This window comes from Thermococcus sp. JCM 11816 (assembly GCF_055396515.1).
The window spans coordinates 1,680,320-1,703,755 of record NZ_AP043741.1 but is presented as its reverse complement, the minus strand read 5'-3'; the positions used below and the strand labels follow the sequence as shown (position 1 = coordinate 1,703,755).

Below are 23,436 nucleotides of genomic sequence, written 5' to 3'. Positions count from 1 at the left end.
TCACTCACCCCATACCCAGAGTTTTAAAATGGCCACACGATAAATCGGCTGCATAACGGCACCAATATTACCAACGTCCTCAATCTTGACCTGTGGGAACGTGTTATGATACACCCACAGTGAGAACGTTATACCCTCACCCATCTTAGATGAGGATGGTACAAAGCACTTCATGGGAACGATAAGGCTATTTCCTGTCCTCTGCACTACACAGTCTTGAGGGGCTTCAGTATAGTTGAACTTCGGGATAAGGGTCAAGAGTCCATAGTACAATTTAGAGTTATTTCTAACAACGACCATCACAGTATACCCAACGTATTCCCCGGTACTGAACGAGGAGATAAGGGTGAAATTACCGTCGGAATCCGGAACAGTCACATTGAGTGCCCCGAGAGGCATCCATGAAAACATTCCCTCATAAAGCAAAACTTTTTTATTGCCCGCAACGGTATAGCTCTGGTTGTACGTCCTATATGACACCCGAACAGTCCTCTCCGAATGCTGGATCCACGTTGAGTTTTCCATAGATTGTTCAATTAAGTTTTCATTGCTCACAAAAAATCCGCCCACCATAGAGATATTAACCCAAGCAGATTTTTCTGGAGAAAACTCATAAGTTACGTTAACGCTAGTAACGTTAATACTAACGGAGCTACCCTCCCCAGAGGCTCTACATTCGGGATACTGGAATTCCGGAGCGGGGGGCATAAGCAGGGAGGGGAGATCGAAGTCAAATGCCTCGTCCTTATCAGGGGGAAGAGATAACGAGCCTGTGCCGTTAATCTGGATGTCAAAGTTCCAGTTAACGGACATCATTTCAAATTCTATTTGATAAAACCATCCTTCCCAAAAATCATCCCAGTAATAATACCCAAGGAGAATCTCGTTGTTATAAATCAATACGTCTCTGTGCTTCCATCTTCCTGTCATTAAGTTGTACCTGTATCCATCAAAAGAATAGCTACTCTGGCTTGTCCCAGTCCCATTCATTGCGTACCATGTGTCGCCTTTGGCATAGAGCCATCCATTTACGTAAAAGGGATTCCCAGACTCAAGCCCGATAGGAGGCTGAGTATCGTAGTACTCGTAAACATTTCCCTTAACTATCAAAGTCCCCCTTACAGTGAGTTTGCCCGAAACATATAGGTTGCCATAAACGATAAGTTTACTGTTCCAATCTATGGTAAGATCTCCATCAACATATAAGTTACCATAAACAACCAATCTTCTGCCCGAATCAATTGTCAAGTCGCCATTAACGTGAAGATCTCTGTGGAATATATTAGTTCCCGCTACCTTCATATCCCCATTGATAAACGCGTCCCCGTATACATCAACAGTAGTACTAGGATTCTGGGAAAAGTCCCCATTAACGTAGAGCTCGTCTTCAACCTTTAAGTTCCCAGATGGCAAACTCAATGAGCCATTGACAAAGGCCGTTCCTCCCACGTAGACTCTAAGACTTGACTGTCCATTAAAGTTTCCATTTACAAAAAGGTTTCCCCCAACCCACAGCTTCCCACTGTTTCCAACAGTGGCATCGCCACCGACATAGAGGTCATTAGAAACGTTGACGTTGCCGTTGCTCTGAACATCCAGACTACCGAGAGAGTAAAGACTCTCATTAACCGTTAAGTATCCGCTTGATCGAACAGTCGTATCACCATACACATAAAGGTTTTTACCAAAAGTTGCATGTCCATTTGATCTAATATCAAGAGCTCCGCCAATATAGGAGTCATCTTTTATATTGGTAGCATAACCACTGCTTCCTATATGGGCATCTCCCGTAACGTAGATAGCAGAAGTCGATAGCCATCCAGCCGAACCAACATCGAGACTGCCATTAACAGCCAAATATTGGCTTATATTAACCTTAAAGTTGTCCCCAATCTTAGTATTTCCATATACACACACGTAATATGGATTGTAATAACTACCAAACGAAACTCCCCTATGAGTAAAATCAAACTCCCCTTGTGAACACTGGGAAGCGTTTATCAGGACAGGTGTGTCCGAGTGGTTTCCAAGCTCACCCACGCTACATGCCGTCAGTAGTTCAGCACCTGAAACAGGGGATATTGTATAGTTATAAACTAGTTGGACAGATTGATTTGGCATGGATACCATCAACTTAAAATTATATCCGTTGGAGAGATCCCACAGAGCGCTCTGAAGAGAGGGATTTCCAGCTTTCACCCCCTCAACAAGGGCCATTACTTTTGAGTAATCCAAATTGTTACCCCTAAGCGACCTTAAACCAGGAACAATTACCGAAGCTATGTTCTTCTCCCAGTCTTCAGGTTCCCCAGGACTTCTCGTTAAAACATCCAGCATGTTCTCGGCTATGTTCGCCCTCTCGTACCAGCCAACGAGGGAAGTTATCTCGTTCTTAAGGTTCTCAGAGGTCGCTGAAACAGTCCCAACCACCATTATTATTATGACGAGTGACAGCATCGCATCCAGGGAAAAAATCTGTCCCCTCCTCACGGGAACTCCCCCCACTCGTCGTTCACGCTCACGTTCAGCACAACTTCAATACCGCCGTAGTACAGCTTACCGTCCCTCTCGCCGAAGCCCCTGATTTCCTTCAGGGACTCAACCATGGCCTCGCCGACGGCGCCCACGAGTTCTTTATCTACCGTTGAGTTACTCTCGCCGAGGGTTTTAAACTTAACCAAGACTGTCATACTGTCTTCCGTTTCATTCTGGACTTTCAGACCCTCGAACACAAACCTTCCAGATAGGTAATCATAGTAGGCGGTGATATTATCATTAAGGCAGTCAAACTCAGTCCTGTTCTCGGCTATCACTCCAACGCTGACGTACGATGCGACGTCCGAGGCGACCGACCTAATTCCCGCCAGGACAGAAACTTCGGAGTTGTTCTGCATATAGGAAGGGAGAATAACGACTACCCCCATGAAGATAACGGCCATTATGAACAGCATTTCAAGGGCCGTCTGGCCCCTACTTCTTAACGCGGACATCAATGGCACCCGCCGTTTGGTTGTAGGTGGCGTAAACCCAGAGATCTGGGGACGTCGAGTTCAGCGTAACATTGGTAGTCGCCACGAGGGGAACGGGGAGGTTCTGATAGACCCTGTAGTGTTCACCCCCTATTACCGCCGAGACATCTAGGCGTCCAGATGTGGAGTTGAGCACGACGGTTATTTTATCGCCAGCCCTAAGGTTCATCGGCACAGTTTTTTTAACGGAAAAGCCAGGCCCGGAAGAGTAAACTTTAGTCACTGTGTCCCTGAGATCAATCGCAAAGACCTTGAGCTTTGACGTCTTGTCCGTGAGCTCCGCACTCTCGACCTGGCGGGACGCAAGGGAAACTAGGCTGAGCACGGTGAGGGTAATCAGGGTGAAGGCAAAGATGACGTCAATGCTCAGCTGTCCGCGTCCCATCACGACTCACCTGGGTTGATGTAGATGTGTATCTCCCCAGCGGTCTCGTTATAGGTCCACATCTCGTCTTGATGCGGATTCCACCCCGGAGTCCACTCCACAACTATCTTCAGGTAGGAAGGCAACGTCTCGGGGGGAATTACAAGACCATAGACAGTTGTGGAGGTGCTCGACCCATCAAGCTTAATTTGAGTGCTGTTCCCAAAGGTGGAGTTCCAAACGGTAGAGTTCCCGAGGAGGTTGACGGCGTATAAGGATCTGCTCCAGAATACGCTCTTATTGTCGCCACTCAGAGCAGCGTTTGTTGTTCCCGTTCTGTTTATGATCGTAATATAAACCCCATAGTCACTTCCATAGGGCCCATAGGTGATGAATATTCCAGGATCAGTAACGCTCCACGCTCTCTCAAGATAGGAGGGGTTCCTAAGATAAACCAGCTTGACGTAGGATGTAGCCTTGGATCCCGGGCCCTGGGCATAGACCTGGCTGATCGTGTTCGAGATCGTATTTGCAAGGTTTTTCTCCTCAAGGGCCGTCTGGATTTTGAGAGTTTCGACCGATGGAGTACCCTCGCTAAACGACGTGTTCCGTATGGAGTACAGGAGTAGTATCGTAAACAGCCCGAAGATTATTATGAACTCAAGCGATATCTGACCCCTTCTCACAGATGTTCCCCTCCGTTCACTACCCAATACGGCACCCTCTATTTAATCATTGCCCTCCACTTCTACAACAAAAGTACCAGAGCGCTGGTTAAACGTTTTGACGCCAAAATAATCGTTTCCAAAGAGCTTAAAGCGATAGTTCTCAGGCCTTAGCCCATGCCTTCTCACGAGTTCGGCCATCTCATCTATGAAGAGCTGAGTCAGTTCGTAGTAGCTGAGATCCATTCTATCCCTAATCCACCATCTAAGGAAAAGAACCAGCGGAGCAATTGACAGAACTGGGAGTATGACGAGAGACCCGGATAACACCAAAAGGCCTGTTGAGACCGCAATGACAGCACCATATAGGGCATAGGCAGTTTTTTCGGCCTTCTTCAAAGTCTTTACCTTCTTCACTTTAGCCTCCCAGATGTCAAGAAGGGCAGGATTGTAGAAGTCAAAGGCCGTGTGTCTCTTCCCTTTCGCTATTCTCTGCCTGATTAGATCATCCCAGTCATCCGTGTAGTATATGACTTCCCCACGAAGCCTGGCCCGCTCGGCATCTATGGAGGAGATTATCCTGATGATATCCTTCGCACTCTCGTGGGCTATGTGGGAATAGACGGACTTCTCATCGAGGTCGAGGGCAGCTTCAACAGAGTCCTTTACTATGCTCATCGGGATACCTCCCGATACTCTGCAAATCCCTCAGGATCGTCTGAGCCTGTTGCCTCCAAACTTGGGTATACATCATCAAAGTCGGGAAGGCCAGTGAGCAGTTCCTTCTTCTTTGTTTCGGCCTCGCTCTTTGCCTGCATGAAAGACCTTGCGTATTCCTTAGCCGTCCTGACGATGTTCTCAATGCTCTTGCTCTCGTATATTCCACTCAAGAGCGTGACGACCTCGACGTCCCTTTCCCGAGGATCCGGGTAGAACCCCCTGAATATCTGCTTGCCCCTTATTTTCGATGTGAGATAATCCAGTGCCTCAAAGATATCGCTGGCCTTCAAAACCTCTGGCGGTCCGTGGATGGCGACAAGACCGTAGAGGGCAGATTCAATGTTCGCATCCAGGTAGAGCCCCTCGCTTTCAAAGGACTTGATGATGAGCCTGGAGAGGTTCTTTACCTTGGAAGCGTCTGCTTTGGCATAACCTACGGTTGCAAAGCTACCAAATGCCTTCAGAACGAACTTCAGGTCGCTCGCGTCGAGGGTCTGCTCACCGGGCACGTCCACGAGAGCAAGCAGGGAGGCTATTCTCTCGACAATGGTGTAGTTTATCTTCTCGTAGGCACTGCTTATATCGTCCCCGCTCTCCTTGAGCTTGTTGTTGTCAATGGCTATGATTGAGTCCGCTACCTTGGAGAGCTTGTCTATCGTTATAGCCGCGTTTATTGTTGGCCTTATCCCTTCCTCCTTTAGTGGGAGCGCCCCGATGGCAACGACGAGAGAGTCCGGGTATTCCTCCTTGAGGGCCTCTGCCAAAACCGGAGTTCCCCCTGCACCAGTCCCGCCGCCGAAGCCGAAGGTAAGGAAAAAGATGTCCACGTCTTCGTAGCCAACGATGGAACCTATCTTCCTCATCACCAGCGGCAGGTCGCGCTTCATGGCCTCTCTTCCAAGCAGAGGGTTGGCATTAACTCCCTTGCCCCCAGTTATGCTCTCCCCTATGAGTATCCTCCTGTCGTGGGGAATGTGCTTGAGGTATTCCAGGTCTCCCCTGGATGTGTTCAGCGCGATTGTATCAAAGTCAACCAGCGCAAACAGATCAGCTATCTTCGTCCCGCACTGTCCAACTCCTATTATCAAGGCCCTCAAGACGTTATCACCCCTCGAAAAGTATTTTGACTTCATCAGGAGTTATTGCGCCGTCTCCATTGAGATCCTTAACGCTGAACATCACGTAGGCACCGTGCAGATACTTGATCATCGTTGGGTTAACGATCAGGTCAATCGCCGGGAGAACTTCCTTCTCGGCCAAGAGCACTAGAACATAACCGTCCTGGGTTCTTCCAGGGATTATAGCTACTAGATTCTCCTTTGAGTACTTTTGACCATTTATCTCGACGTAGTTGCCCGCAACAGAGATATTGACATAGGGGTTGTAGACGCTTGTGTCAAAGCTACCGAATGGACCAACAAAGATGTGATTGCCCGTGAGTTCTCTGCCCATGTCGCCCTCTTTGAGGAGCGGTACGCCGCCAAAGGACTCAATTATTCCGCTGAGTTTCTCCGCCGCGGAGGCATAATCCGGGCTGTAATGAATGTACCAAGTTCCGCTGCCCAGCTTGCTAACCACGGACGAGATAAGGACAGGCGGCAGGAAGCCCGACTCCATGGCAAACTTGAATGCCAAAGCCTTTTCTACTATCCTGTTGCTGTTCTTTATCCCCTGGAGCAACGTACTCGCCATATCAAAGTAGTTCAGGTCATATCCATGCTCTCTGAGCAGTTCGAGCGCTCTAACAGTGTACTCAATCGACGGAGAAGCCGTTGAAACCTGGCCGAGGATGTTTACGCTCTTCTTATAGTGACCCCAAAAGCCATCCTCAAGCCTCTGAGCGAGGAGCCAGTCGAGGTGGGGCTTAAGTTTGGCCTCGTCCACCGTGTCTGAAAGAGCCTCAAGGACTAGCAGGGTAGTCGGTACGTCAGGGGTACTCATGATGGTGAACGGATAGTTTATGAGCAGTCCCCAGCCGCCGTCAGTAAGGGAGAGCAGCCAGCTAGCGGGAGCATTAACCCCAGTAATGTTGAATGCCTTGAGTAAGTTTATTCCCATCGCCGTCTGGAGGGGCTGTGGTATTGAGAAGAACCCCCTCCAAGCGAACTCTGAGTACCTGTATTCGTTTATGAAATCAATGACGGATTGCCTCTCCTCGGGAGGCATATCGGAATACCTGGCGAGGATTAAGGCAGTATAGTAAAAGTCCTGGGTGAGCATACCCTCTGTCTCAACCTCTTCCATAGCGGACTTCAGATGATTTTCTGCCCATGCCGTTGCCTTGTCAATTGCAACCTGAGGCTTGGGAGTGCAAAGGCTCAAAAATTCGAGGGCATAATAGGTTGGCTTGGCCCGGGAATCTTCTCCGGGGGTGTAACCCCAGCCACCATCAGGGTTTTGTAGCGAGAGAATTTCATCACACATCTGGGAAACTGTCGGATATTCCTCACTGGAGATGACGTCTGAGAGAGAAGCAAAGGCCATGACCGCAAAGGAGGTAGGAGTGACGGAATCCAGCTCAGGGAGAGGCCAAATTGGCTCGGTGAGGACGAAGGTCTCGTTATGGGAGCCGAGGCTCTCCAGTATCACCAGAGAACGTGGAAGTTCTGAGGTCATGTTTTCAGTATACAGCGTGAGAGCGTACGTGAGCATGGCCCTTTCAGTGGGTTTTAGCTCTCCTGAAAGCATGGCGTAGGCAGTTTCAATAAGAGCAGAAACGTTGGCGTAGCCGATATAGTGGTACGCAATAAGCTTAAGAGCGACCATCTTGGGGGATGTCTCATTAATGGACTCCAGATAAGAGACGGCCTTGGATACAGTCGAATCCTCAATGGTGTATCCGTTTGCACCCAACCCCCATAGCGCGACAACCGTTAAGTAAGGCTCCGCAGGGGTTTTCGAACCGTATCCCCATCCCTGACCATTGAAGGAGTCTAAAAGGTATCTGACACCAGATTTAATTTCACCGGAAACGTCAATGGTCTTAAGGGGGAGATCTTTCACAGCCCCCAGGGCCGCCAGTGCGTATCCCGTGTCGAGGGGGTTACTGATTTCATTCGGGTAATAACCCCACCCACCATCGGAGTTTTGAGCGTTTTTAAGGTAATCAACAAGCTCCAGAATAGAGCTTTCAACCGTGGACTGATTCTCAACTTTTCCATAGAGCGAAGCCATGGCCATCAAGAGCAGAGACGAGTCCCTAACGTTATTGACGTAACCCTGGGCACTAGAAAGGTAGAGCACCGACTCGTCCAACATTGAGGCGCTTGCAACGGGGGCAGTAATAATCATCACAGTAAGGATTACAAGCAGCACCCTCGAATTTGCACACATACCTTCACCACCTAAGGGAAACGTTGTCATGAGAATAAATAAAAGTTTCCCATAGAATTCCAGATTAACAATGGGAAATCAAAAGGAGAAATCAAAACTCAATCACTCAATCTTTAATGAACCTTCCGTTCAGACCTCGTCCCTGCGGATCAACGTCGTCCCTCATTATGAGGACGACCCTGCTCGGCTCGTACTCGTCCTCAATGTGGTAGCCAGGGAGGTGCTTTACCAGCTCCTCGGCGAAGGCCCTTATCTCCTCGTGCCTCGGCATGTTGTTTATCGTGAGCCTGTTCCTTGAGAAGCCCACGAACATGTAGGCCTTGGCCTCGACGAACATCGGGTTGGCGAGCCTTATGAGCTTGGCGTAGCCTTCTGGATTGTGCATGTTCTCCCCCTTGACGAGGGTCAGCCTTATCACAGTCCTCGTCTGGGCGTCGCTCATAAGCCTGAGGAACTCCTTTATCCTCTCCCAGCCGTCGGGGATCATGGGGACGTTGACGCGGTTGTAGGTCTCAAGGTCTGGGGCGGTAAGCGAGACGTAGAGCTGGGTCGGGAGCTTATCTTCTCTCTTCATTTCCTCAAGCCTCTCGGGGAGGGTTCCGTTGGTGACTATGAATGTTGTGAAGCCCCTCTTGTGGAACTCCTCGACGAGATCACCCATATAGGGGTAAAGCATCGGCTCGCCAGAGAGGCTTATGGCCGCGTGCTTCGGATTCCAGGCCTCCTCGAACTTCTCCTTTGGGACGTTAGGGTTGCCCTTGTAACCCACGAGGAGCTTCCTCTGAGCCTTTATGCTCTCCTCAACTATGAAAGCCGGATCATCCCAGGGCTGGGGAAGCTCGGTTCCCAGGAAGCCTTCCATCGGGCGCCAGCAAAAGATGCAGTTGTGGGTGCACCAGGCCAAAACGGGCGTCATCTGGAGGCAGCGGTGGCTCGCTATACCGTAGAACTTCTGCTTGTAGCAGAAGCGGCCCTTTGTAAGGCTCTCCTTGAGCCAGTGGCAGAGCTTGACGCCGCTGTGGTGGCCCACTATCGCGTAGTGCTGTTTTTTGAACAGCTCGGCTATCTCCTCGGGCATGTTGGGGGTTGATACGAAAGTTATCGCCATTAGCCTCACCTAATTCCTCTCTCTAGGTTCAACTCAGGGGAGGTTTTTAAAAATGTGATGGGTCAGAGGTGGCCAATTGAGAGATTAATTTTTGCCCAATATTTTATCGTCGAAAAATACTTCGTCAATTTGCGAAAGGTTTAAAAGCAGTCCCTTCCTTCTTCCCCCATGTTCGAGAGAATAAAGCCAACTGGAGAGCTGAAAGCAAGGGAGATTAAAATTGAGTTTTTCGAGGACGATGCCAGCGACGCCGAAAGGCCGAAGGTAAAACTCCTTCACGAGATAAAGCGCTACTCCTTGGCATAAGCGTTTATCAGCACGATGTCCTCAAAGAAGATGTGCCTCTTAGCAACAACCTCAGCGGTTAGTCCCGCTTTTTCCAGCCTTTTAAGAGTCTCTTCCACCCCCGTTATTGAACTCTGGACTATCTGAACCACTCCACCCGGCTTTAGGTAACAGGGAACCTCATCTATGAACCTGTCGAGGACTTCTCTGCCAGTTTCTCCACCAACCAGGGCAAGGTCTATCGGTTCTTCAGGTTCGCCGGGCAGATAGGGGGCGTTGAACGTTATAACGTCGAACTCACCCGAAACGTTCTCAAATAGGTCGCTGAGTCGGAATTCAACGTTGATTATACCGTTTATCCTCGCGTTTTCTCTGGCCAGTTCAACAGCTAGGGGATTAATATCAACCCCAAGGACCCAGCGGGCTTTCCTCGCCAGGAGGAGGGCGATTATTCCCGTTCCCGTGCCCATATCAAGGGCTATGTCCCCTACTTTGACGGCGAGGTTTTCAGCGAGCAGGAAGGTGTCCTCAGCGGGCTCGTACACCTGGGGATGAAGCTTTATCCTGAGGCCTTGATATTCTAGGAACATAGTGAAAAAAAGAAGGGAGAAGTTAAAGCCTTTCCGCCGGCTTGTAAATGCGCTTCTCAAAGGTGACGAAATCTGCCCAGGAAACGTGGGCGAGAAGGCCCGCCTCAAGGTTGACGCTCCTCGGGCTGAAGACGTTCTCATCGTAGGTGTAGTCCACAACTTCACCGACGAAGAAAGTGTGGTCACCGTAGTCCCTCGCATCAACGACCCTGCACTCAAGGTTGGCAGCGGCTTCCTTTATGCTTGGAACAGAGACCTTTTTTGATGGAACCAGTGTGATACTCATTTCCTTCAGCTTTGAGGGGCCGCTTTTAGTTCCCGCGATCCACACGTCATCGAGCATCTTCAGGGTCGGCACGCTGATCACGAACTCCCCGTACTTTTTGATAAGCCCGTGAGTGTACCTTCTTGGGGACACAGCAACGCCCACCATGAAGGGCCGGTGAGAGAGCACCGTAACCCAGTCCGCCGCCATAACGTTGGCTTCCTCGTCCTTTCCAGAGATCACAAGGTAGGTGCGCATGGGGTAGAGCAGACGGTACATTGGAATGCACCTCCTTTAGTTCATATCTGTTATACTCCTGCCTCAAACTTAAAACTTAATCTCACACATGCAGTCAAAATTATTCGGAAGTAATTTGAAATTATGAACAATTTTTGCCAAAGTTCAGGTCAGAATAATGAATTTTCTGGATTGATATTGACAATAGTCCCAAAAGAAAAACAAAAAGCTTATTAGATGTTCTTAAATGTATTTTGTTGCACACTTTAGAACGGAGGTGTCTATAGATGAAGAAATCAATTGCCCTGGTGCTGTCTATAGTGTTGCTGGCGGCGCTCTTTGCAGTCCCTGCAAGTGCCGGAGAGCAGAATACAATAAGGGTTATAGTCAGCGTCGACAAGGCCAAGTTCAACCCGCACGAAGTTCTCGGGATAGGGGGGCACATAGTCTACCAGTTCAAGCTGATTCCAGCGGTCGTCGTTGACGTGCCGGCGAACGCCGTCGGAAAGCTCAAGAAGATGCCCGGTGTTGAGAAGGTCGAGTTCGACCACCAGGCGGTTCTCCTTGGGAAGCCGTCATGGCTAGGAGGCGGAAGCACCCAGCCAGCACAGACCATCCCCTGGGGAATCGAGCGCGTTAAGGCCCCGAGCGTGTGGAGCATAACCGACGGCTCCGTTAGCGTCATCCAGGTTGCCGTTCTTGACACTGGCGTCGACTACGACCACCCCGACCTGGCTGCCAACATAGCCTGGTGCGTCAGCACGCTTCGCGGTAAGGTCTCAACGAAGCTCAGGGACTGTGCGGACCAGAACGGCCATGGAACCCACGTTATCGGAACAATCGCGGCCCTCAACAACGACATAGGTGTTGTTGGCGTCGCCCCTGGAGTCCAGATCTACTCGGTAAGGGTTCTCGATGCGAGGGGAAGCGGCTCCTACAGCGACATAGCCATTGGAATTGAGCAGGCCATCCTCGGTCCGGACGGGGTTGCCGACAAGGACGGAGATGGAATAATCGCCGGCGACCCGGACGACGATGCAGCCGAGGTCATAAGCATGTCCCTTGGAGGCCCTGCCGACGACAGCTACCTCTACGATATGATAATCCAGGCCTACAACGCTGGCATAGTCATCGTTGCTGCCAGCGGTAACGAGGGTGCCCCAAGCCCAAGCTACCCGGCTGCCTATCCGGAGGTTATTGCGGTTGGCGCGATTGACAGCAACGACAACATCGCGAGCTTTAGCAACCGCCAGCCAGAGGTAAGCGCTCCGGGCGTTGACATACTCAGCACCTACCCGGACGACAGCTACGAGACCCTCATGGGAACCAGCATGGCCACTCCGCACGTGAGCGGTGTGGTTGCACTCATTCAGGCGGCATACTACCAGAAGTACGGAAAGATTCTACCTGTTGGAACCTTTGACGACATAAGCAAGAACACCGTGAGGGGAATTCTCCACATAACCGCTGATGACCTTGGTCCGACAGGATGGGACGCCGACTACGGTTACGGTGTTGTGAGGGCTGCCCTTGCCGTCCAGGCCGCCCTGGGCTGATTTAAAACACTTTTTACCCTTTTCTCCATTTACTTTCCTTCCAAAAAGAGATAAAGAAAACAAGAAAGAAGACGCTCAATCAATGCTCAAGTTGAACTTCTTCGCCTGCTCCAGCACGTACTCTCTTATCTCCTTCGCCTTTGGAAGCTCCGCCACTATCTTGCCGTTCTCTATGAGCGGCTTGAGGAGCGGCTCGACCTTTGCACCGCAGACGGGACATTTCTCAAGCTTCTTCTCCACGGGAACGCGGTGGTAGTGGCCGTTCTCACAGCGGTATATCTGCTTCCTGCCGCTGAGCTTACCGCGCTTGGTTATGGGCCTTCCTTCGACTTCCACGATATCAAGGGAGAAGTCAACCGGCTTAGCGCTCGCTATTGCACTGCCCACACCAAAGGCATCGGCCACATCCGCCAGCTCCTTCAGGCTTTCCTCGTTCAGTCCTCCGCTGAGGAATATTTTGACGTGGTTGTACCCCCTTAAATCTAGCTCCCAGCGGACTTCCTCGACGATCTTCCTGAAGTTGCCCCTTCTTGAGCTGGGAGTGTCGAGCCTTACCGCGTTGAGCCTCTCTCCAAGGGCCTCTGCCGCCATTAAGGCCTCAAACTTCTCGTCGCATAGGGTATCCACAAGCGCCGTCCTCGGGACTTCTGGGGGCATAACCTCGTCGTAGTATTTCCAGGCCTTCACCTGGTCGCCGATTGTTAAGATCAATGCGTGGGGCATCGTACCAACGGGCTTTTCGCCTATCATCTCCGCTCCCAGTACTCCCGAAACGCCGTCACACCCGCCGATGAAGGCCGAGCGGTCTATCATTGGGGCTATCGCCGGGTGCATGTGCCTTATCCCGAAGGAGTAGACGGGCTTAAACTTGGCAGCTATCTTGATCCTGAGGGCGGCGGTGGCTATGCCGCTCGCTTGACTGAGCATGCCAAGCAAAGCCGTCTCGTAGATGCCAAACTCGTCGTAGTAGCCCTCTATCTGCAGAACCGGTTCGTAGGGGTGGAATATCGTTCCTTCAGGCATCGCATAGACGTTCACAGGGAGCCCCTCGAGGAGCTTTGCAACCTCTTCTATCCCCGCTAAAACTCCCCACTTCCAGCCGTGCGGAAGTGAAGTCGTTGAAACGTCGGCGAAGACCTTCTTCTTTATCCCTTTCTCTTGAAGGATTTTCTGGGTTCGGATGAAGTAAACGTCGGTCGTTTTGCCCGCCTTTATATCCTCCTCATGGGCAATGTAGAAGTCTCTCATGGCTCTCACCTTGGAAAATAGTTAAGCCCCTCAATATAAGGGATTTTTGGTCTCCACAGACCTTATGAGGGACGAGTTCGTAATAACCCGTGGGGATTCCTATGAGAGATCCCATCTCCAAACTCGTATCCCTCACTGGAAAGAGGGCCCTTATCACGGGAGCGGCCTCTGGGATAGGGAAGGCAACAGCACTCCGCTTCGCCGAGGCAGGGGCTGCACTTGAGCTGGTTGACATAGACGAGCTGGGCCTCAAAGGCGTCAAGAAGGAGGCCGAAGAGTTCGGCGTCGAGGTGAATACCCACCGCGTTGACATCTCGCGTAAGGTCGAGATCGATGCCCTCTGGAAGGCCCTTGAGGGGAGAGAACCCAACATCCTCGTCAACAACGCGGGCGTCTACTGGTTCAAGGACTTTACCGAAGTTAATGAGGACTTCTATGAGAGGGTGATGAACATCAACCTCCACTCCGTCTTCTGGACGTGCCAGCACTTCGTGAGGGCAAGGAAAGATGAAGGCGGCGTTATCGTCAACGTGAGTTCAATCGAGGCATTCCTGCCCTTCGCGAGGGGTCTCGTCCACTACGACGTTGCGAAGCTCGGGGTCGTCGCCCTCACGAGGGCCATAGCCAGGGAGTACGGAAAGAAAATAAGGGCCAACGTCGTCGTCCCAGGGGGTATAGAGACGGAGGGTGTAAAGAGACTCAAAAAGGAGGCGATAATGAAGTTCGACACCGAAAAGATTGGCATATCCTTCCACTTTAACGCACGCCTTCCGATGGGCCGCTTCGGAGAACCCGACGAGGTTGCAAGGGTAATCCTCTTCCTCGCTAGCGATTTAGCAAGCTACGTGAACGGGGCTATAGTTCCGGTGGACGGGGGCTTTCTGTCCACATAGAGAGCACACAGCCAATTATGACACACCACAACTCAGTGTCATCGCTTCCCATCGTTTCTCCGTCTAAGGATGGCGACCGCCACCAACGCGGCAATAGTAGCAAGACCGCTCTTGATAACTGCCCCCAGCGGAATGCCACTCCTTGGTTTTTTATACAGCGCCAAAAGCATCTCCCGAGTTAAGTCGCTGAACTGACCGTTCTTAAAGGCGTACACGCTATCATCGCCGAACACTAACCACTCTCCACAGCAAAACGCCACTTTATACTCACGCCCTTTGAGAGAACCCGGCAGCTCAACGCCCTTCCCCGATGTGAGGTTAAAGACGTGGGTTAGATTAAAAAAGAGAACCGAACTTCCGCCGGAGACCACAAGAGGGAATCCCGGTTCGACTTTCAATCCTGATAGAGTCCACCAGGGCCAGGTCGCTCCGAAACTGCCGTAATCCCTCACGTAAGCTATCCTGACAAACGAATCGTTGACGCTAAGGGAGTTTACCGGATCGAGCGAGAGGTTCCTGAGCTCGAACAGCTCAAGCCTTAGGCTGGCCCCCTCGGAATTCCCGAAAATCGGGGTGGTCGATAGGATGTAGCCCTTATTGGAGGTCACTAACGCGTGGAGTTCATTGTAGTCGTTTTCGTCTTCAAAAGTGCGAATTTTGGCGAAGTCCGTGCCGTTGAACACCCAGACTGTCACAGAGGAATCGTTTTGAGATTCTCTAAAGAGTATCGGGCTCCCGATCCAGAAATCGGGTAGATAAATTCCCGCGTTTTCTGGAGTCCTGTTTTCTAGCCTCCTATTGTAAGTCAACACCAGCGACGAATTCTCTATGGTGAACATTCTAACCCATCCACCGTCAGCCGAGACTACCAGGAAGGTTCTGTTACCATCGACGGCTATTTCAGTTGAGTACCAGCCTGTTTCGCTAATTTTGCGCTTCGTGAGAACATTGCCATTCTCATCAACCAGATAGATCCAGGAATCAGCGAGGACCAACCAGGCGTTGAGCTGGGGCACCCATCTCTCAAGCCCCGTGACGTTGAGGGGTATGAGGGTTCCATCCTTCAGGAGGTAGTCCCTGAACTCGTAGGAACACTCCCCGTGCGCGAGGTCGTCGTTTGGTCCTGCCCCCAGGAAGGTGATGTAGTACTCCCTGCCGTTCCAGGTGATATCAAGGTCGTTGTCGGTGCACGCACTTCCCCCACGGAAGGTGTGTACGAGCTCAAACTTGCCGTGGCGGTAGAGATAGATCTTCACTGTTACGGTGTCCCCCTTCTGAAGGAGCCAGTATTTTCCATTCCAGTGCCTCACGATGTACTCCCTGCCGAAGGGGAGCTTCTCGGCCTCGAAGGAGCGGCCGTCGTAAACCACGCCGTAGAACCCGTTTGAGGTTTCGTTGAGGAGCAGGAACGCAATTTTATCGCCTGCAGGGTAGGCGTTCACGATTTTTAAGCTACTTTCAATGCCCAGTGCCGGAGCGGGGCTCACGATCAGAAAAATAAAGACAAAAGCGAGGGCAGCGCAGGTCACCACCCGGGGCATTTCTCCCTCACCAGGTTAACATTCCTCAGGTTGGTACCGTAGTAGTAAGCTCTATTGGGCCATAGTTCGCTTGTATGGGTATACACCCCATCAAGCCATCCCCTCCAGTAGTCCAAACCTCTGATCCGGGGTTTTATTGTGTAATTTGAGTTCTTAAAGAGCTCCCACTGCTCTTTATCATCCCCGACGAGTACAGGAATCTCGACGAGATAGGGAGTTCAGGGTTTACCTCTTGTTCCAGCCATTGTGCCAGCTGCTTGCCGTCGTTGTAGCCATTATCCTAGGACTGACCTCCTCCCCGCCGTGAATGGCGAGGGTTCCAACGAATTAACCCCTCGCTAAAGGCGGGAAGGTTTACGGGCACATTACCTACTCCCGTTACCGGTTTCGGTTCAGCCCGAGGGCACGGTCTTGTGCCCATTACCCCTACCGCAAAGCGGTTTGGGGTTATGATTTAGAGGCCAAACCCCTTGGTTTTTGACTGTCTCAAAGGGCAGTTTTTTGAAGGACGCTTGTCAGCGTCCTAACCACCCCAAAGCGGAGTGGTAACCGCTCATCGGCATCTGCCCATACTCTCCATCCCTACCAGGGGCATGGAGGACTATCATGTAGTCAACCCCGAGATCCCTCAGCTTAGAGGTCGGCATGTTGGTATCAAAGACCGCGTAGCTCCCGTACTGCGGCTTGAAATACCACAGTACATACGTCGTCGTGATACCACTCCACTTAGTTTTTACCTTAGATACTTATAAATTTTTTGGATTTAGCATTTAAATAATGTGATAAAATTCATGTTTCAATAATAAACTCCAATGCTATGTATCAAGACACAACAGAATAAGGGGGAAAGCGTTGATTACAGTCTGAAAGGAACCTCAGCCCCTTCTCCCTTCTCGATCTTGTGGAGCTCCCGCCTGTATGCTTCAAGCGGCCTATCTTCAACCTTAAGGTAGCCGGCGAAGGTCTTCGGCCTTTTTTCCAGCTCGTCGAAGAACTCAGGATAGCGCTTGTCTCGAACTATGTGGTGATCTAGGATTACCTCGGCGTTCGTCTCCCGGATTATCTCGTTTAGGTTCTTAATGCCGGTTTCCCACGATCCCGTTGCTCTCGGGCCGAGATAAGTTGGGGGTCCGCCGGTTATGAGCAGGTCGGGGTTCTTTTCGATTATCCACTCGATAGCCTTTCTGTTAAGCAGCTGAATGTCGCTGGCGTGGATTACCCTTTTGGAGCCATCGTCGATGAGAACCATTACGACGAAGCCGAGCTTACTTCCCTCGCTTCCATGCGGTACTGCCGGTGAAAACTCGATTGTAACGCCGCCAAGGTCGAAGCTTCTCCCGTCCGCGTACTCGATCTTCTTCGCTATCGCCTCTGCGTTCTTGAGGAACGCCCATGCCCTCTTTCTCTGGCTGAAGTTGATGTTTTCGGTAGGGTGTTTGATGAAGAGAATCTTTCCCGCATAGATTTCCCTCGCGTAATCCTCGCTGGAGCTCTCGTAGAGGCCTTCAAAGAAGGGGGTATGATGGTCGTAGTGGTAGTGGGAGATAGTCACGATGTCGGCCTTCCTCGCGTAGCCTTGCAGTTTCTTCCTCATCTGCTGAAGAGTTTTAAGCTCGACTTCCGCAGGAGGGAGGCCGTAGCGCTTCGGGCCGAGTGCTACACCCGGATCAATCAGTATCCTCAACCCCCCAGCTTCAACGAAGGTCACCAGGCTCCTAACCCCAAGGCTTTCCGATGCGAGTGGGATGACCCTCATTTTATCACCCATTAGCCATGTTGATGAGCTGATTAATAATCCTGACTACTAACTTTCGGGTGTACAAGGCATAAATTTAAATAACATCCATGTATATCATGCGGATGTCATGGGTGTGTATAAAGCGGCTGTGGTTCCTGTGGTAATATTATTCTTCATAACTGGACTACTCGGCCACAATACTGGCCGACTTAGCGATATTCCTGTTATTGGACCCCCCTGGGACCAGTTAACTACCAAAATGATAGACAGTATCTACGATGCCCTCGGAATTTACCTCGGTGTTGTTGGAGCTTTAGATAAGAGCATTTCGGATCATGTCCCCGTTATTGGCTACTATCGGGGGGATGATTATCTATCCCAGAAGCTTAACGGTACATGTGCGTATCCATACTGGAGTTGCACTGGCTTCCCCCGTGAAGAACTACCCGAGATACTTCAGTCAGAAGTCGTTCAAAACTTTGTAACTTCCGTCATTGCGGATGCTGAGAAAAGGGTCGAGGAAGCAAATGTCCCAAGAGAAGATTACCTCCTTTACCTTAGAGGCACTGCATATGAGGCAATGGTAGAGCGAGCAAAGTACTGCGCAGGTGGACCAACGAAAGATCCCCGCTATGTTGTCTCTCACTGTGGAGACTGCGATGACTGGCATGTAATAGCCTACGCAATAATCTCCCGGATAAATGAAAAGCACGATATAAACGCAAGGTATTTCCTCACAATGACTATGGACCACGCGTTTCTGACGGTTTATTATCCGGACGAAGGCATGTGGGAGATATACGATTGGTTCCCTCCGATAGGTCAGCTTTATAGTGAGAACTCTTCAAACTACATAGAGCTTAATGGACATTGCCCGTATCTATATCAACAAGATAAATGCGTAGTAAAAATTAGAAGGTTTGGGAAATATTATGATCTCCAAGATTTTTATGCCCATGAGGGAGAAGGAAATATAGGCTATATCTACGAGTTCCCCAACTTGAGGTACGTCTCTCTGGATGATCTCCTGGCCATAGAAGGAGACCCCGTGGTAAAGCATTTAAGCGGTAACCATTAGGTAATTCCGACCGATGAGGAGTGTCATCCCTCCTGATGTCGAGATGATGACATTATCCCCACCTGAGGTGTTCCCATGCTCGGGCTGTTCAGGAAAAAGAAGGAAAAAACGGGGCCGTTCGTTTATCTGAGCGAGCCTACCCTGCTTTACAACACCAAAACGGAGAAGGCCATAGTTGGGATAATCCGTGAGAAGCTCAACACCGATAATATACTCGTTCCCTCAAAGTACGGAATGAGAGACACCAGCAAATACATCCCCAAGGCGAGCTACTTCGTAGCGATAGCTCCCCTCGGGAAGTTCACTTCTCTAGTCGGAAGGGAAGTCAAGATAGCCCTTGAGAACGGCGTCAAAGTTTACACCCTCCTGATTGCACGGGAAGGGGACGAGCTTGTTTACCTGTGGGTTGAGGGTGTTCCAGAGGACGTCGAGTGGCTTTCACCTGAAGAGACCATGGAGTTCACCAAAAGCTTCCTGAACAGCGAGTTCATGGATATTCTCAAACATGGCCTCGTTTTTGGCTCAAGAAAAAGAGAATGGTAAAGAAAAGGCTCAGGCGTTTGCTTTTCTCTTCGCCTGTATGTATTCGTGGATTGCCTTCGCAGCCTTCTTTCCATCGCCCATAGCCAAGATGACGGTCGCCTCGCCCCTTATCGCATCGCCACCTGCGAAGACACCCGGTATGCTGGTCATGAGGTTCTCATCCACAACGAGCGTTCCGTTGGTGTTCGTCTTGAGGCCGGGGGTCTCGGTGATTATCCTGTTCGGCTCGAGGCCGATCGCTATGATGACGGTGTCCGCTTCGAGGGTTACATACTCGCCGGTACCGACTATCTTTCTCTTGCCCCTGGCGTCCCTCTCTTCGAGGGGTCTCATCTTCTCGAACTTCACAGCCTTGACTCTTCCGTTCTCGTCGCCTATGAACTCAACCGGCTGGAGGAAGAACTCGAACTTAACGCCCTCCTCCTCGGCGTGCTTGATCTCCTCTATACGAGCCGTCATGTCCTCCCTTCCGCGGCGGTAGGCTATGGTAACCTCGCTTCCCAACCTGAGGGCCGAACGGGCCGCGTCCATTGCGGTGTTTCCGGCGCCTATAACTATCGTCTTCTTTCCAATTGCTATCGGCGTGTCGTATTCTGGGAACTCGTAGGCCTTCATGAGGTTGACCCTCGTGAGGAACTCGTTGGCCGAGTAAATCCTATCGAGGAGTATCCCTGGAACGTTGAGAAGCTTAGGCGTTCCCGCTCCAGTCCCGATGAAGACGGCGTCGTACTCCTGAAGGAGTTCCTCAATGGTAACAGTCCTCCCAACAACGTGGTCCGTCCTTATCTCGACACCAAGACGCTTGAGCTTGGCCAGCTCTTGATCAAGTATCTCCTTCGGAAGGCGGAACTCAGGAATGCCATAGGCGAGGACTCCTCCAGGCTTATGGAGTGCCTCGAAGATTGTAACCTTGTATCCCATCTTCGCGAGCTCTCCAGCGGCGGTGAGGCCAGCGGGGCCAGCACCAACGACGGCCACCTTTCCAAGTTCTCCCGTGCATCTCTCCTCGAACTCGCAGAGAAGCTCTTCTTCTATTCCATGCTTCCTCGCATAATCCGCGACAAACCTCTCGAGCTTGCCGATGTTAATCGGGTCTCCGACCTTGCCCATCACACAGACGCCCTCACACTGGTCTTCCTGGGGGCAGACCCTTCCGGTTACAGCGGGTAGGGTATTGTCGTTCCAGATTATCCTCAGAGCTTCCCTAACGGCCTTGTCAGGGTTGTCGCGATACTCAACGAGCTTGCTTATGAATCCTGGAATGTTGATGTGAACCGGACAGCCCTTGATGCACGGAGCGTACTCCACCGGACACTGGAGGCACCTTTCCGCCTCTTTAACTGCTGATGCGAAGTCGTAGCCGAGGTTGACCTCGACGAAGCTCTTTATCCTCTCTTCAACCGGAACTTCGGGAGTCGGAACCCTCTCCTTGATGAGCTTCCTTCTAACGGCCATTCAGATCACCCCCTTCTCGCGGAGCTTGGCGAGGTATCTTTCCCTAGCGAGAGCCTGCTGCTCGGCAAAGCGGGAGTCTCTCCTTATCACGTCGTCCCAGTCAACCTTGTGGGCATCGAACATTGGCCCGTCCCTACAGGCGAACTTTACCTCGCCGTCGTAGAGAATCCTGCACGAACCGCACATCCCGGTTCCATCCACCATTATCTGCCTCACCGTCGTTATCGTGGGGATACCGTAGGGCCTGGTGAGTTCTGCGAGCTTCTTGAGGCTTCCCAACTTTCCACCCGCGAAAACGATGTCAACCTTGTCCTGCTCGATCAGCTCCTTCAGGACGTCAAGATAGTGGCCCTTCCTTCCAACGCTCCCGTCCTCGGTCGTTATGTAGAATTCATCGGCAACCGGCTTCGAGAGGAACTTTTCAGGATAGACGTGGTCTTTGGTCTCAAAGCTGTGAATCGCTATGGTGTAGTTGCCCGCTTCCTTCATCGCCTTGAGTGTGGCATAGCACTCAGCTTGGGCACAGACGGCATCGGCTGCAAAAACAACGTTGCCGTAGTGTTTGACTTCAATTGGCTTCCCAAGCGGCCCGGCAACGCTCAGAAGCTCGTCTCCAACCTGCTTCTCGTACCAGAGCTTGAAGGTCGTGACGCCGTGGCGCCTTATGAACATGCCCACCCTTCCAGTGTCCTTATCCGCATAGTAAACCGACATCGGCACCCTTTCGCCCTTCTCGTCCACGATGAGGACTATAAACTGTCCCGGCTTCCAAGAGCGGGCCACGTGCGGCGCTTCAACCTCCATGAAGAAGTCTATCACTGAAAGGTTCTCCTTGGCCGTTATCTTATATCCCACAGTGCACCACCTCGAACACGTGATCAGATATGTTCACCTTTAGTTTTGAACTCAAGGTTTATACGCTTTTTTTGAACCAAAGGTTTAGAACCCCAATTTTCACCAGAAAAGCCCTGAAGAACCTTCTTCAAAGAAAGGAGAAAGCTCTATTTCGACAGGCAATACTTTTTAGTTAGTTCAGCAAACTGTGAGCAGGTGATAGTATGGTGAACATCCCGAAGAGTCACCCACGCTACTGGAGCCTCTACTACCGCGAAAAGATAATCGAAGGAATGGAGAAGGGAATGACTGCCAAAGCTGGACTAATAGCCCACGGACGTGGAGAGGCCTTCGACTACCTGATCGGTGAGAGGACGATAGAACCAGCTGAGAGGGCCATGAGAGCTGCCGTTGCGAAGTTCCTTCTGGCTGAGCATCCAGTAATCTCAGTGAACGGAAACGTTGCTGCCCTCGTTCCAAAGGAAACGATAGAGCTGGCAAAGGCCCTCAACGCGAAGCTTGAGATAAACCTCTTCTACCGCACGGAGGAGAGGGTTAGGACCATAGCAGAGGAGCTTAGGAAGTACGACCCGGAGATAGAGATACTCGGCATCAACCCGACGAAGAGAATCCCCGGCCTTGAGCACGAGCGCGGGAAGGTCGATGAAAACGGCATCTGGAAAGCCGACGTTGTTCTTGTCCCGCTCGAAGACGGCGACAGGACGGAAGCGCTTGTGAGGATGGGCAAGTTCGTCGTTACCGTTGACCTGAACCCTCTCTCGCGGAGCGCCAGGATGGCCGACATAACGATAGTAGACAACATTGTAAGGGCTTATCCAAGAATGGTAGAGCTCGCGAGGGAGATGAAGGACTACAGCAGGGAAGAACTCCTCAAGATTGTCGGGGAATACGACAACGGCAAAACCCTCAGCGACGTGCTGCTCCACATAAGGGACAGGCTAACGAGGCTGGCTGAGGAGGGGATATGGAGGAGAAAGGAGCTTGAGTGAAGCCTTTCCTTTTGTTACCTTTTTGTTGTCAGCCTTAAAAACAAAGAGAACCCCTCAAGAAGGGATAAGGGAAGATTAAAAAAGATTCACTGGCATTCACGTAGGTATTTCTCAAACACCTCAACGTACTTAAACGCGTCATCTGGAAGTATCAGGATCGCCGTTCCGGGATACCTGTCCCTGACCTTCTCAAGGGCACTGACTACGGCACCAGAGCTGAGGCCTATTAAGATGCCTTCCCTCCTAGCCACCTGGATGGAGCCCTCAATCGCTTCCCTCTGTGTTACCTCGACGACCTCATCAATGCCAGCGTCAAAAAACCACTTAGGCCTTGTTTCGAGCCGTTTTATGCCCGGAATCTTCTCGTTCTTAGCTGGAACCACTCCGATGACTTTCGTGTCGTAGCGCTCCTTGAAGTACTTTGCAATACCCGCTATGTGTCCAGATGTTCCGACTCCAGCGACTATTACGTCAGGGCTTACTCCTATGCTCCTGAGCTGTTCGTCTATCTCCCTCGCGGTGTACCTGTAGTGGGCCTCAAAGTTGTCGTCGTTCTCGAACTGGTTCAGGTTCACTGCCCCAGCTTTCTCCGCCTCATCCCTGACGAATTCAATCATTTCCCTGTCAATTACCTCGAAGTCCGTCTTCACGACCTCTGCCCCGAGGACTTTCAGAAGGGTTACTGTCGCGTCTGGAGTCGGCTTCGGCAGATAGGCCCTGAATTCAACGTTAAAAATGTTCGATATCGCTGCCATTGCTATTCCAACGTTTCCAGAAGTTGCCTCGAAAAGCCGCCTGGTGCCGTTAATGTCCCCGCGCTTCAGAGCCTTCATAACGAGGTTAAAAACAGCCCTGTCCTTTATGCTCCTGCTGAAGGGGTTAAAGAATTCCAGCTTGGCAAAAGACATCCCCCCTCTCGTCCGAAAGGGAAAGCCTGAGCAGGG

23 protein-coding genes are annotated in these 23,436 nt (G+C 51.1%); 6 read left to right on the top strand and 17 right to left on the bottom strand.

Annotated elements, in window-relative coordinates:
* The 8 genes from ACZ5TN_RS09420 to twy1 form a co-directional block, all read right to left on the bottom strand.
* Nucleotides 1–2,490, bottom strand: coding sequence for a translocation/assembly module TamB domain-containing protein (locus ACZ5TN_RS09420; protein WP_011250615.1), 2,490 nt, complete (start codon nt 2,488–2,490; stop codon nt 1–3).
* A complete protein-coding gene (locus tag ACZ5TN_RS09415; RefSeq protein WP_011250616.1) occupies nt 2,487–2,990 on the bottom strand; it encodes a hypothetical protein in 504 nt (167 codons plus the stop codon). The genes ACZ5TN_RS09420 and ACZ5TN_RS09415 overlap by 4 nt, the downstream gene beginning before the upstream one ends.
* Nucleotides 2,971–3,414, bottom strand: a complete 444-nt coding sequence (locus ACZ5TN_RS09410; RefSeq protein ID WP_011250617.1) for a hypothetical protein — start codon at nt 3,412–3,414, stop codon at nt 2,971–2,973. Before ACZ5TN_RS09410 ends, ACZ5TN_RS09415 begins: the two co-directional genes overlap by 20 nt.
* Complete coding sequence (locus tag ACZ5TN_RS09405; protein WP_011250618.1) at nt 3,414–4,079, bottom strand: class III signal peptide-containing protein; 666 nt, start codon at nt 4,077–4,079, stop codon at nt 3,414–3,416. Before ACZ5TN_RS09405 ends, ACZ5TN_RS09410 begins: the two co-directional genes overlap by 1 nt.
* A gap of 42 nt (nt 4,080–4,121) precedes the next feature.
* Nucleotides 4,122–4,736: a hypothetical protein gene (locus ACZ5TN_RS09400; protein WP_464916594.1), complete on the bottom strand. Its 615-nt coding sequence runs from the start codon at nt 4,734–4,736 to the stop codon at nt 4,122–4,124.
* Entirely contained in the window at nt 4,733–5,875 is a 1,143-nt protein-coding gene (locus ACZ5TN_RS09395; RefSeq protein ID WP_011250620.1) for an FtsZ/tubulin family protein, read from the bottom strand. Before ACZ5TN_RS09395 ends, ACZ5TN_RS09400 begins: the two co-directional genes overlap by 4 nt.
* Before the next feature lie 7 nt (nt 5,876–5,882).
* On the bottom strand, nt 5,883–7,631 hold the full coding sequence (locus ACZ5TN_RS09390; protein WP_464916593.1) for a prenyltransferase/squalene oxidase repeat-containing protein: 1,749 nt from the start codon (nt 7,629–7,631) through the stop codon (nt 5,883–5,885).
* Nucleotides 7,632–8,217: 586 nt separating this feature from the next.
* Complete coding sequence (gene twy1, locus ACZ5TN_RS09385; protein WP_011250622.1) at nt 8,218–9,219, bottom strand: 4-demethylwyosine synthase TYW1; 1,002 nt, start codon at nt 9,217–9,219, stop codon at nt 8,218–8,220.
* A 168-nt stretch (nt 9,220–9,387) separates the two neighbouring features.
* On the opposite strand from twy1, the gene ACZ5TN_RS09380 reads away from it, so the two are divergent.
* Nucleotides 9,388–9,525, top strand: a complete 138-nt coding sequence (locus ACZ5TN_RS09380; RefSeq protein ID WP_011250623.1) for a hypothetical protein — start codon at nt 9,388–9,390, stop codon at nt 9,523–9,525.
* Here the strand turns inward: ACZ5TN_RS09380 and ACZ5TN_RS09375 are convergent.
* Nucleotides 9,510–10,094, bottom strand: coding sequence for a HemK2/MTQ2 family protein methyltransferase (locus tag ACZ5TN_RS09375; protein WP_011250624.1), 585 nt, complete (start codon nt 10,092–10,094; stop codon nt 9,510–9,512). The genes ACZ5TN_RS09380 and ACZ5TN_RS09375 overlap by 16 nt on opposite strands.
* 22 nt (nt 10,095–10,116) lie before the next feature.
* Nucleotides 10,117–10,638, bottom strand: coding sequence for a flavin reductase family protein (locus ACZ5TN_RS09370; protein WP_011250625.1), 522 nt, complete (start codon nt 10,636–10,638; stop codon nt 10,117–10,119).
* Nucleotides 10,639–10,883: 245 nt separating this feature from the next.
* Between ACZ5TN_RS09370 and ACZ5TN_RS09365 the strand changes: the two genes are divergently transcribed.
* On the top strand, nt 10,884–12,152 hold the full coding sequence (locus ACZ5TN_RS09365) for a S8 family peptidase (protein ID WP_011250626.1): 1,269 nt from the start codon (nt 10,884–10,886) through the stop codon (nt 12,150–12,152).
* Nucleotides 12,153–12,227: 75 nt separating this feature from the next.
* Here ACZ5TN_RS09365 and ACZ5TN_RS09360 read toward each other — a convergent pair whose 3' ends face one another.
* Complete coding sequence (locus ACZ5TN_RS09360) at nt 12,228–13,400, bottom strand: nicotinate phosphoribosyltransferase (RefSeq protein WP_464917603.1); 1,173 nt, start codon at nt 13,398–13,400, stop codon at nt 12,228–12,230.
* Between the two features lie 101 nt (nt 13,401–13,501).
* Here ACZ5TN_RS09360 and ACZ5TN_RS09355 point away from each other — a divergent pair, with 101 nt between their 5' ends.
* On the top strand, nt 13,502–14,293 hold the full coding sequence (locus tag ACZ5TN_RS09355) for an SDR family NAD(P)-dependent oxidoreductase (RefSeq protein WP_011250628.1): 792 nt from the start codon (nt 13,502–13,504) through the stop codon (nt 14,291–14,293).
* Between the two features lie 38 nt (nt 14,294–14,331).
* On the opposite strand, the gene ACZ5TN_RS09350 is transcribed toward ACZ5TN_RS09355, so the two are convergent.
* The 3 genes from ACZ5TN_RS09350 to ACZ5TN_RS09340 all read right to left on the bottom strand — a co-directional run bounded on the left by ACZ5TN_RS09350 (nt 14,332) and on the right by ACZ5TN_RS09340 (nt 17,590).
* Nucleotides 14,332–15,822: a hypothetical protein gene (locus tag ACZ5TN_RS09350; protein ID WP_464916592.1), complete on the bottom strand. Its 1,491-nt coding sequence runs from the start codon at nt 15,820–15,822 to the stop codon at nt 14,332–14,334.
* A 527-nt stretch (nt 15,823–16,349) separates the two neighbouring features.
* Nucleotides 16,350–16,481, bottom strand: coding sequence for a hypothetical protein (locus ACZ5TN_RS09345; RefSeq protein ID WP_464916591.1), 132 nt, complete (start codon nt 16,479–16,481; stop codon nt 16,350–16,352).
* A gap of 209 nt (nt 16,482–16,690) precedes the next feature.
* On the bottom strand, nt 16,691–17,590 hold the full coding sequence (locus tag ACZ5TN_RS09340; protein WP_464916590.1) for an MBL fold metallo-hydrolase: 900 nt from the start codon (nt 17,588–17,590) through the stop codon (nt 16,691–16,693).
* A gap of 130 nt (nt 17,591–17,720) precedes the next feature.
* Here ACZ5TN_RS09340 and ACZ5TN_RS09335 point away from each other — a divergent pair, with 130 nt between their 5' ends.
* The gene (locus tag ACZ5TN_RS09335; protein WP_464916589.1) at nt 17,721–18,650 is read left to right on the top strand and encodes a hypothetical protein; all 930 of its coding nucleotides are present in this window, start codon (nt 17,721–17,723) and stop codon (nt 18,648–18,650) included.
* A gap of 75 nt (nt 18,651–18,725) precedes the next feature.
* A complete protein-coding gene (locus ACZ5TN_RS09330; RefSeq protein WP_464916588.1) occupies nt 18,726–19,193 on the top strand; it encodes a hypothetical protein in 468 nt (155 codons plus the stop codon).
* A gap of 9 nt (nt 19,194–19,202) precedes the next feature.
* Here ACZ5TN_RS09330 and gltA read toward each other — a convergent pair whose 3' ends face one another.
* Together gltA and ACZ5TN_RS09320 are read right to left on the bottom strand one after the other, a co-directional pair.
* Nucleotides 19,203–20,648, bottom strand: coding sequence for an NADPH-dependent glutamate synthase (gene gltA, locus ACZ5TN_RS09325; protein WP_464916587.1), 1,446 nt, complete (start codon nt 20,646–20,648; stop codon nt 19,203–19,205).
* Nucleotides 20,649–21,503, bottom strand: a complete 855-nt coding sequence (locus tag ACZ5TN_RS09320; protein WP_011250636.1) for a sulfide/dihydroorotate dehydrogenase-like FAD/NAD-binding protein — start codon at nt 21,501–21,503, stop codon at nt 20,649–20,651.
* Nucleotides 21,504–21,706: 203 nt separating this feature from the next.
* On the opposite strand from ACZ5TN_RS09320, the gene ACZ5TN_RS09315 reads away from it, so the two are divergent.
* On the top strand, nt 21,707–22,492 hold the full coding sequence (locus ACZ5TN_RS09315; protein ID WP_011250637.1) for a 4-phosphopantoate--beta-alanine ligase: 786 nt from the start codon (nt 21,707–21,709) through the stop codon (nt 22,490–22,492).
* 86 nt (nt 22,493–22,578) lie between these two features.
* Here ACZ5TN_RS09315 and ACZ5TN_RS09310 read toward each other — a convergent pair whose 3' ends face one another.
* On the bottom strand, nt 22,579–23,400 hold the full coding sequence (locus ACZ5TN_RS09310) for a cysteine synthase family protein (RefSeq protein WP_011250638.1): 822 nt from the start codon (nt 23,398–23,400) through the stop codon (nt 22,579–22,581).
* Nucleotides 23,401–23,436: the final 36 nt, after the last annotated feature.

Coding starts and splice junctions, on each gene's coding strand:
- ACZ5TN_RS09415 (WP_011250616.1), bottom strand. CDS start 2,990: ATGTCCGCGTTAAGAAGTAGGGGCCAGACGGCCCTTGAAATGCTGTTC.
- ACZ5TN_RS09410 (WP_011250617.1), bottom strand. CDS start 3,414: ATGGGACGCGGACAGCTGAGCATTGACGTCATCTTTGCCTTCACCCTG.
- ACZ5TN_RS09400 (WP_464916594.1), bottom strand. CDS start 4,736: ATGAGCATAGTAAAGGACTCTGTTGAAGCTGCCCTCGACCTCGATGAG.
- twy1 (WP_011250622.1), bottom strand. CDS start 9,219: ATGGCGATAACTTTCGTATCAACCCCCAACATGCCCGAGGAGATAGCC.
- ACZ5TN_RS09380 (WP_011250623.1), top strand. CDS start 9,388: ATGTTCGAGAGAATAAAGCCAACTGGAGAGCTGAAAGCAAGGGAGATT.
- ACZ5TN_RS09375 (WP_011250624.1), bottom strand. CDS start 10,094: ATGTTCCTAGAATATCAAGGCCTCAGGATAAAGCTTCATCCCCAGGTG.
- ACZ5TN_RS09370 (WP_011250625.1), bottom strand. CDS start 10,638: ATGTACCGTCTGCTCTACCCCATGCGCACCTACCTTGTGATCTCTGGA.
- ACZ5TN_RS09365 (WP_011250626.1), top strand. CDS start 10,884: ATGAAGAAATCAATTGCCCTGGTGCTGTCTATAGTGTTGCTGGCGGCG.
- ACZ5TN_RS09360 (WP_464917603.1), bottom strand. CDS start 13,400: ATGAGAGACTTCTACATTGCCCATGAGGAGGATATAAAGGCGGGCAAA.
- ACZ5TN_RS09355 (WP_011250628.1), top strand. CDS start 13,502: ATGAGAGATCCCATCTCCAAACTCGTATCCCTCACTGGAAAGAGGGCC.
- ACZ5TN_RS09345 (WP_464916591.1), bottom strand. CDS start 16,481: ATGCCGACCTCTAAGCTGAGGGATCTCGGGGTTGACTACATGATAGTC.
- ACZ5TN_RS09340 (WP_464916590.1), bottom strand. CDS start 17,590: ATGAGGGTCATCCCACTCGCATCGGAAAGCCTTGGGGTTAGGAGCCTG.
- ACZ5TN_RS09330 (WP_464916588.1), top strand. CDS start 18,726: ATGCTCGGGCTGTTCAGGAAAAAGAAGGAAAAAACGGGGCCGTTCGTT.
- gltA (WP_464916587.1), bottom strand. CDS start 20,648: ATGGCCGTTAGAAGGAAGCTCATCAAGGAGAGGGTTCCGACTCCCGAA.
- ACZ5TN_RS09315 (WP_011250637.1), top strand. CDS start 21,707: ATGGTGAACATCCCGAAGAGTCACCCACGCTACTGGAGCCTCTACTAC.
- ACZ5TN_RS09310 (WP_011250638.1), bottom strand. CDS start 23,400: ATGTCTTTTGCCAAGCTGGAATTCTTTAACCCCTTCAGCAGGAGCATA.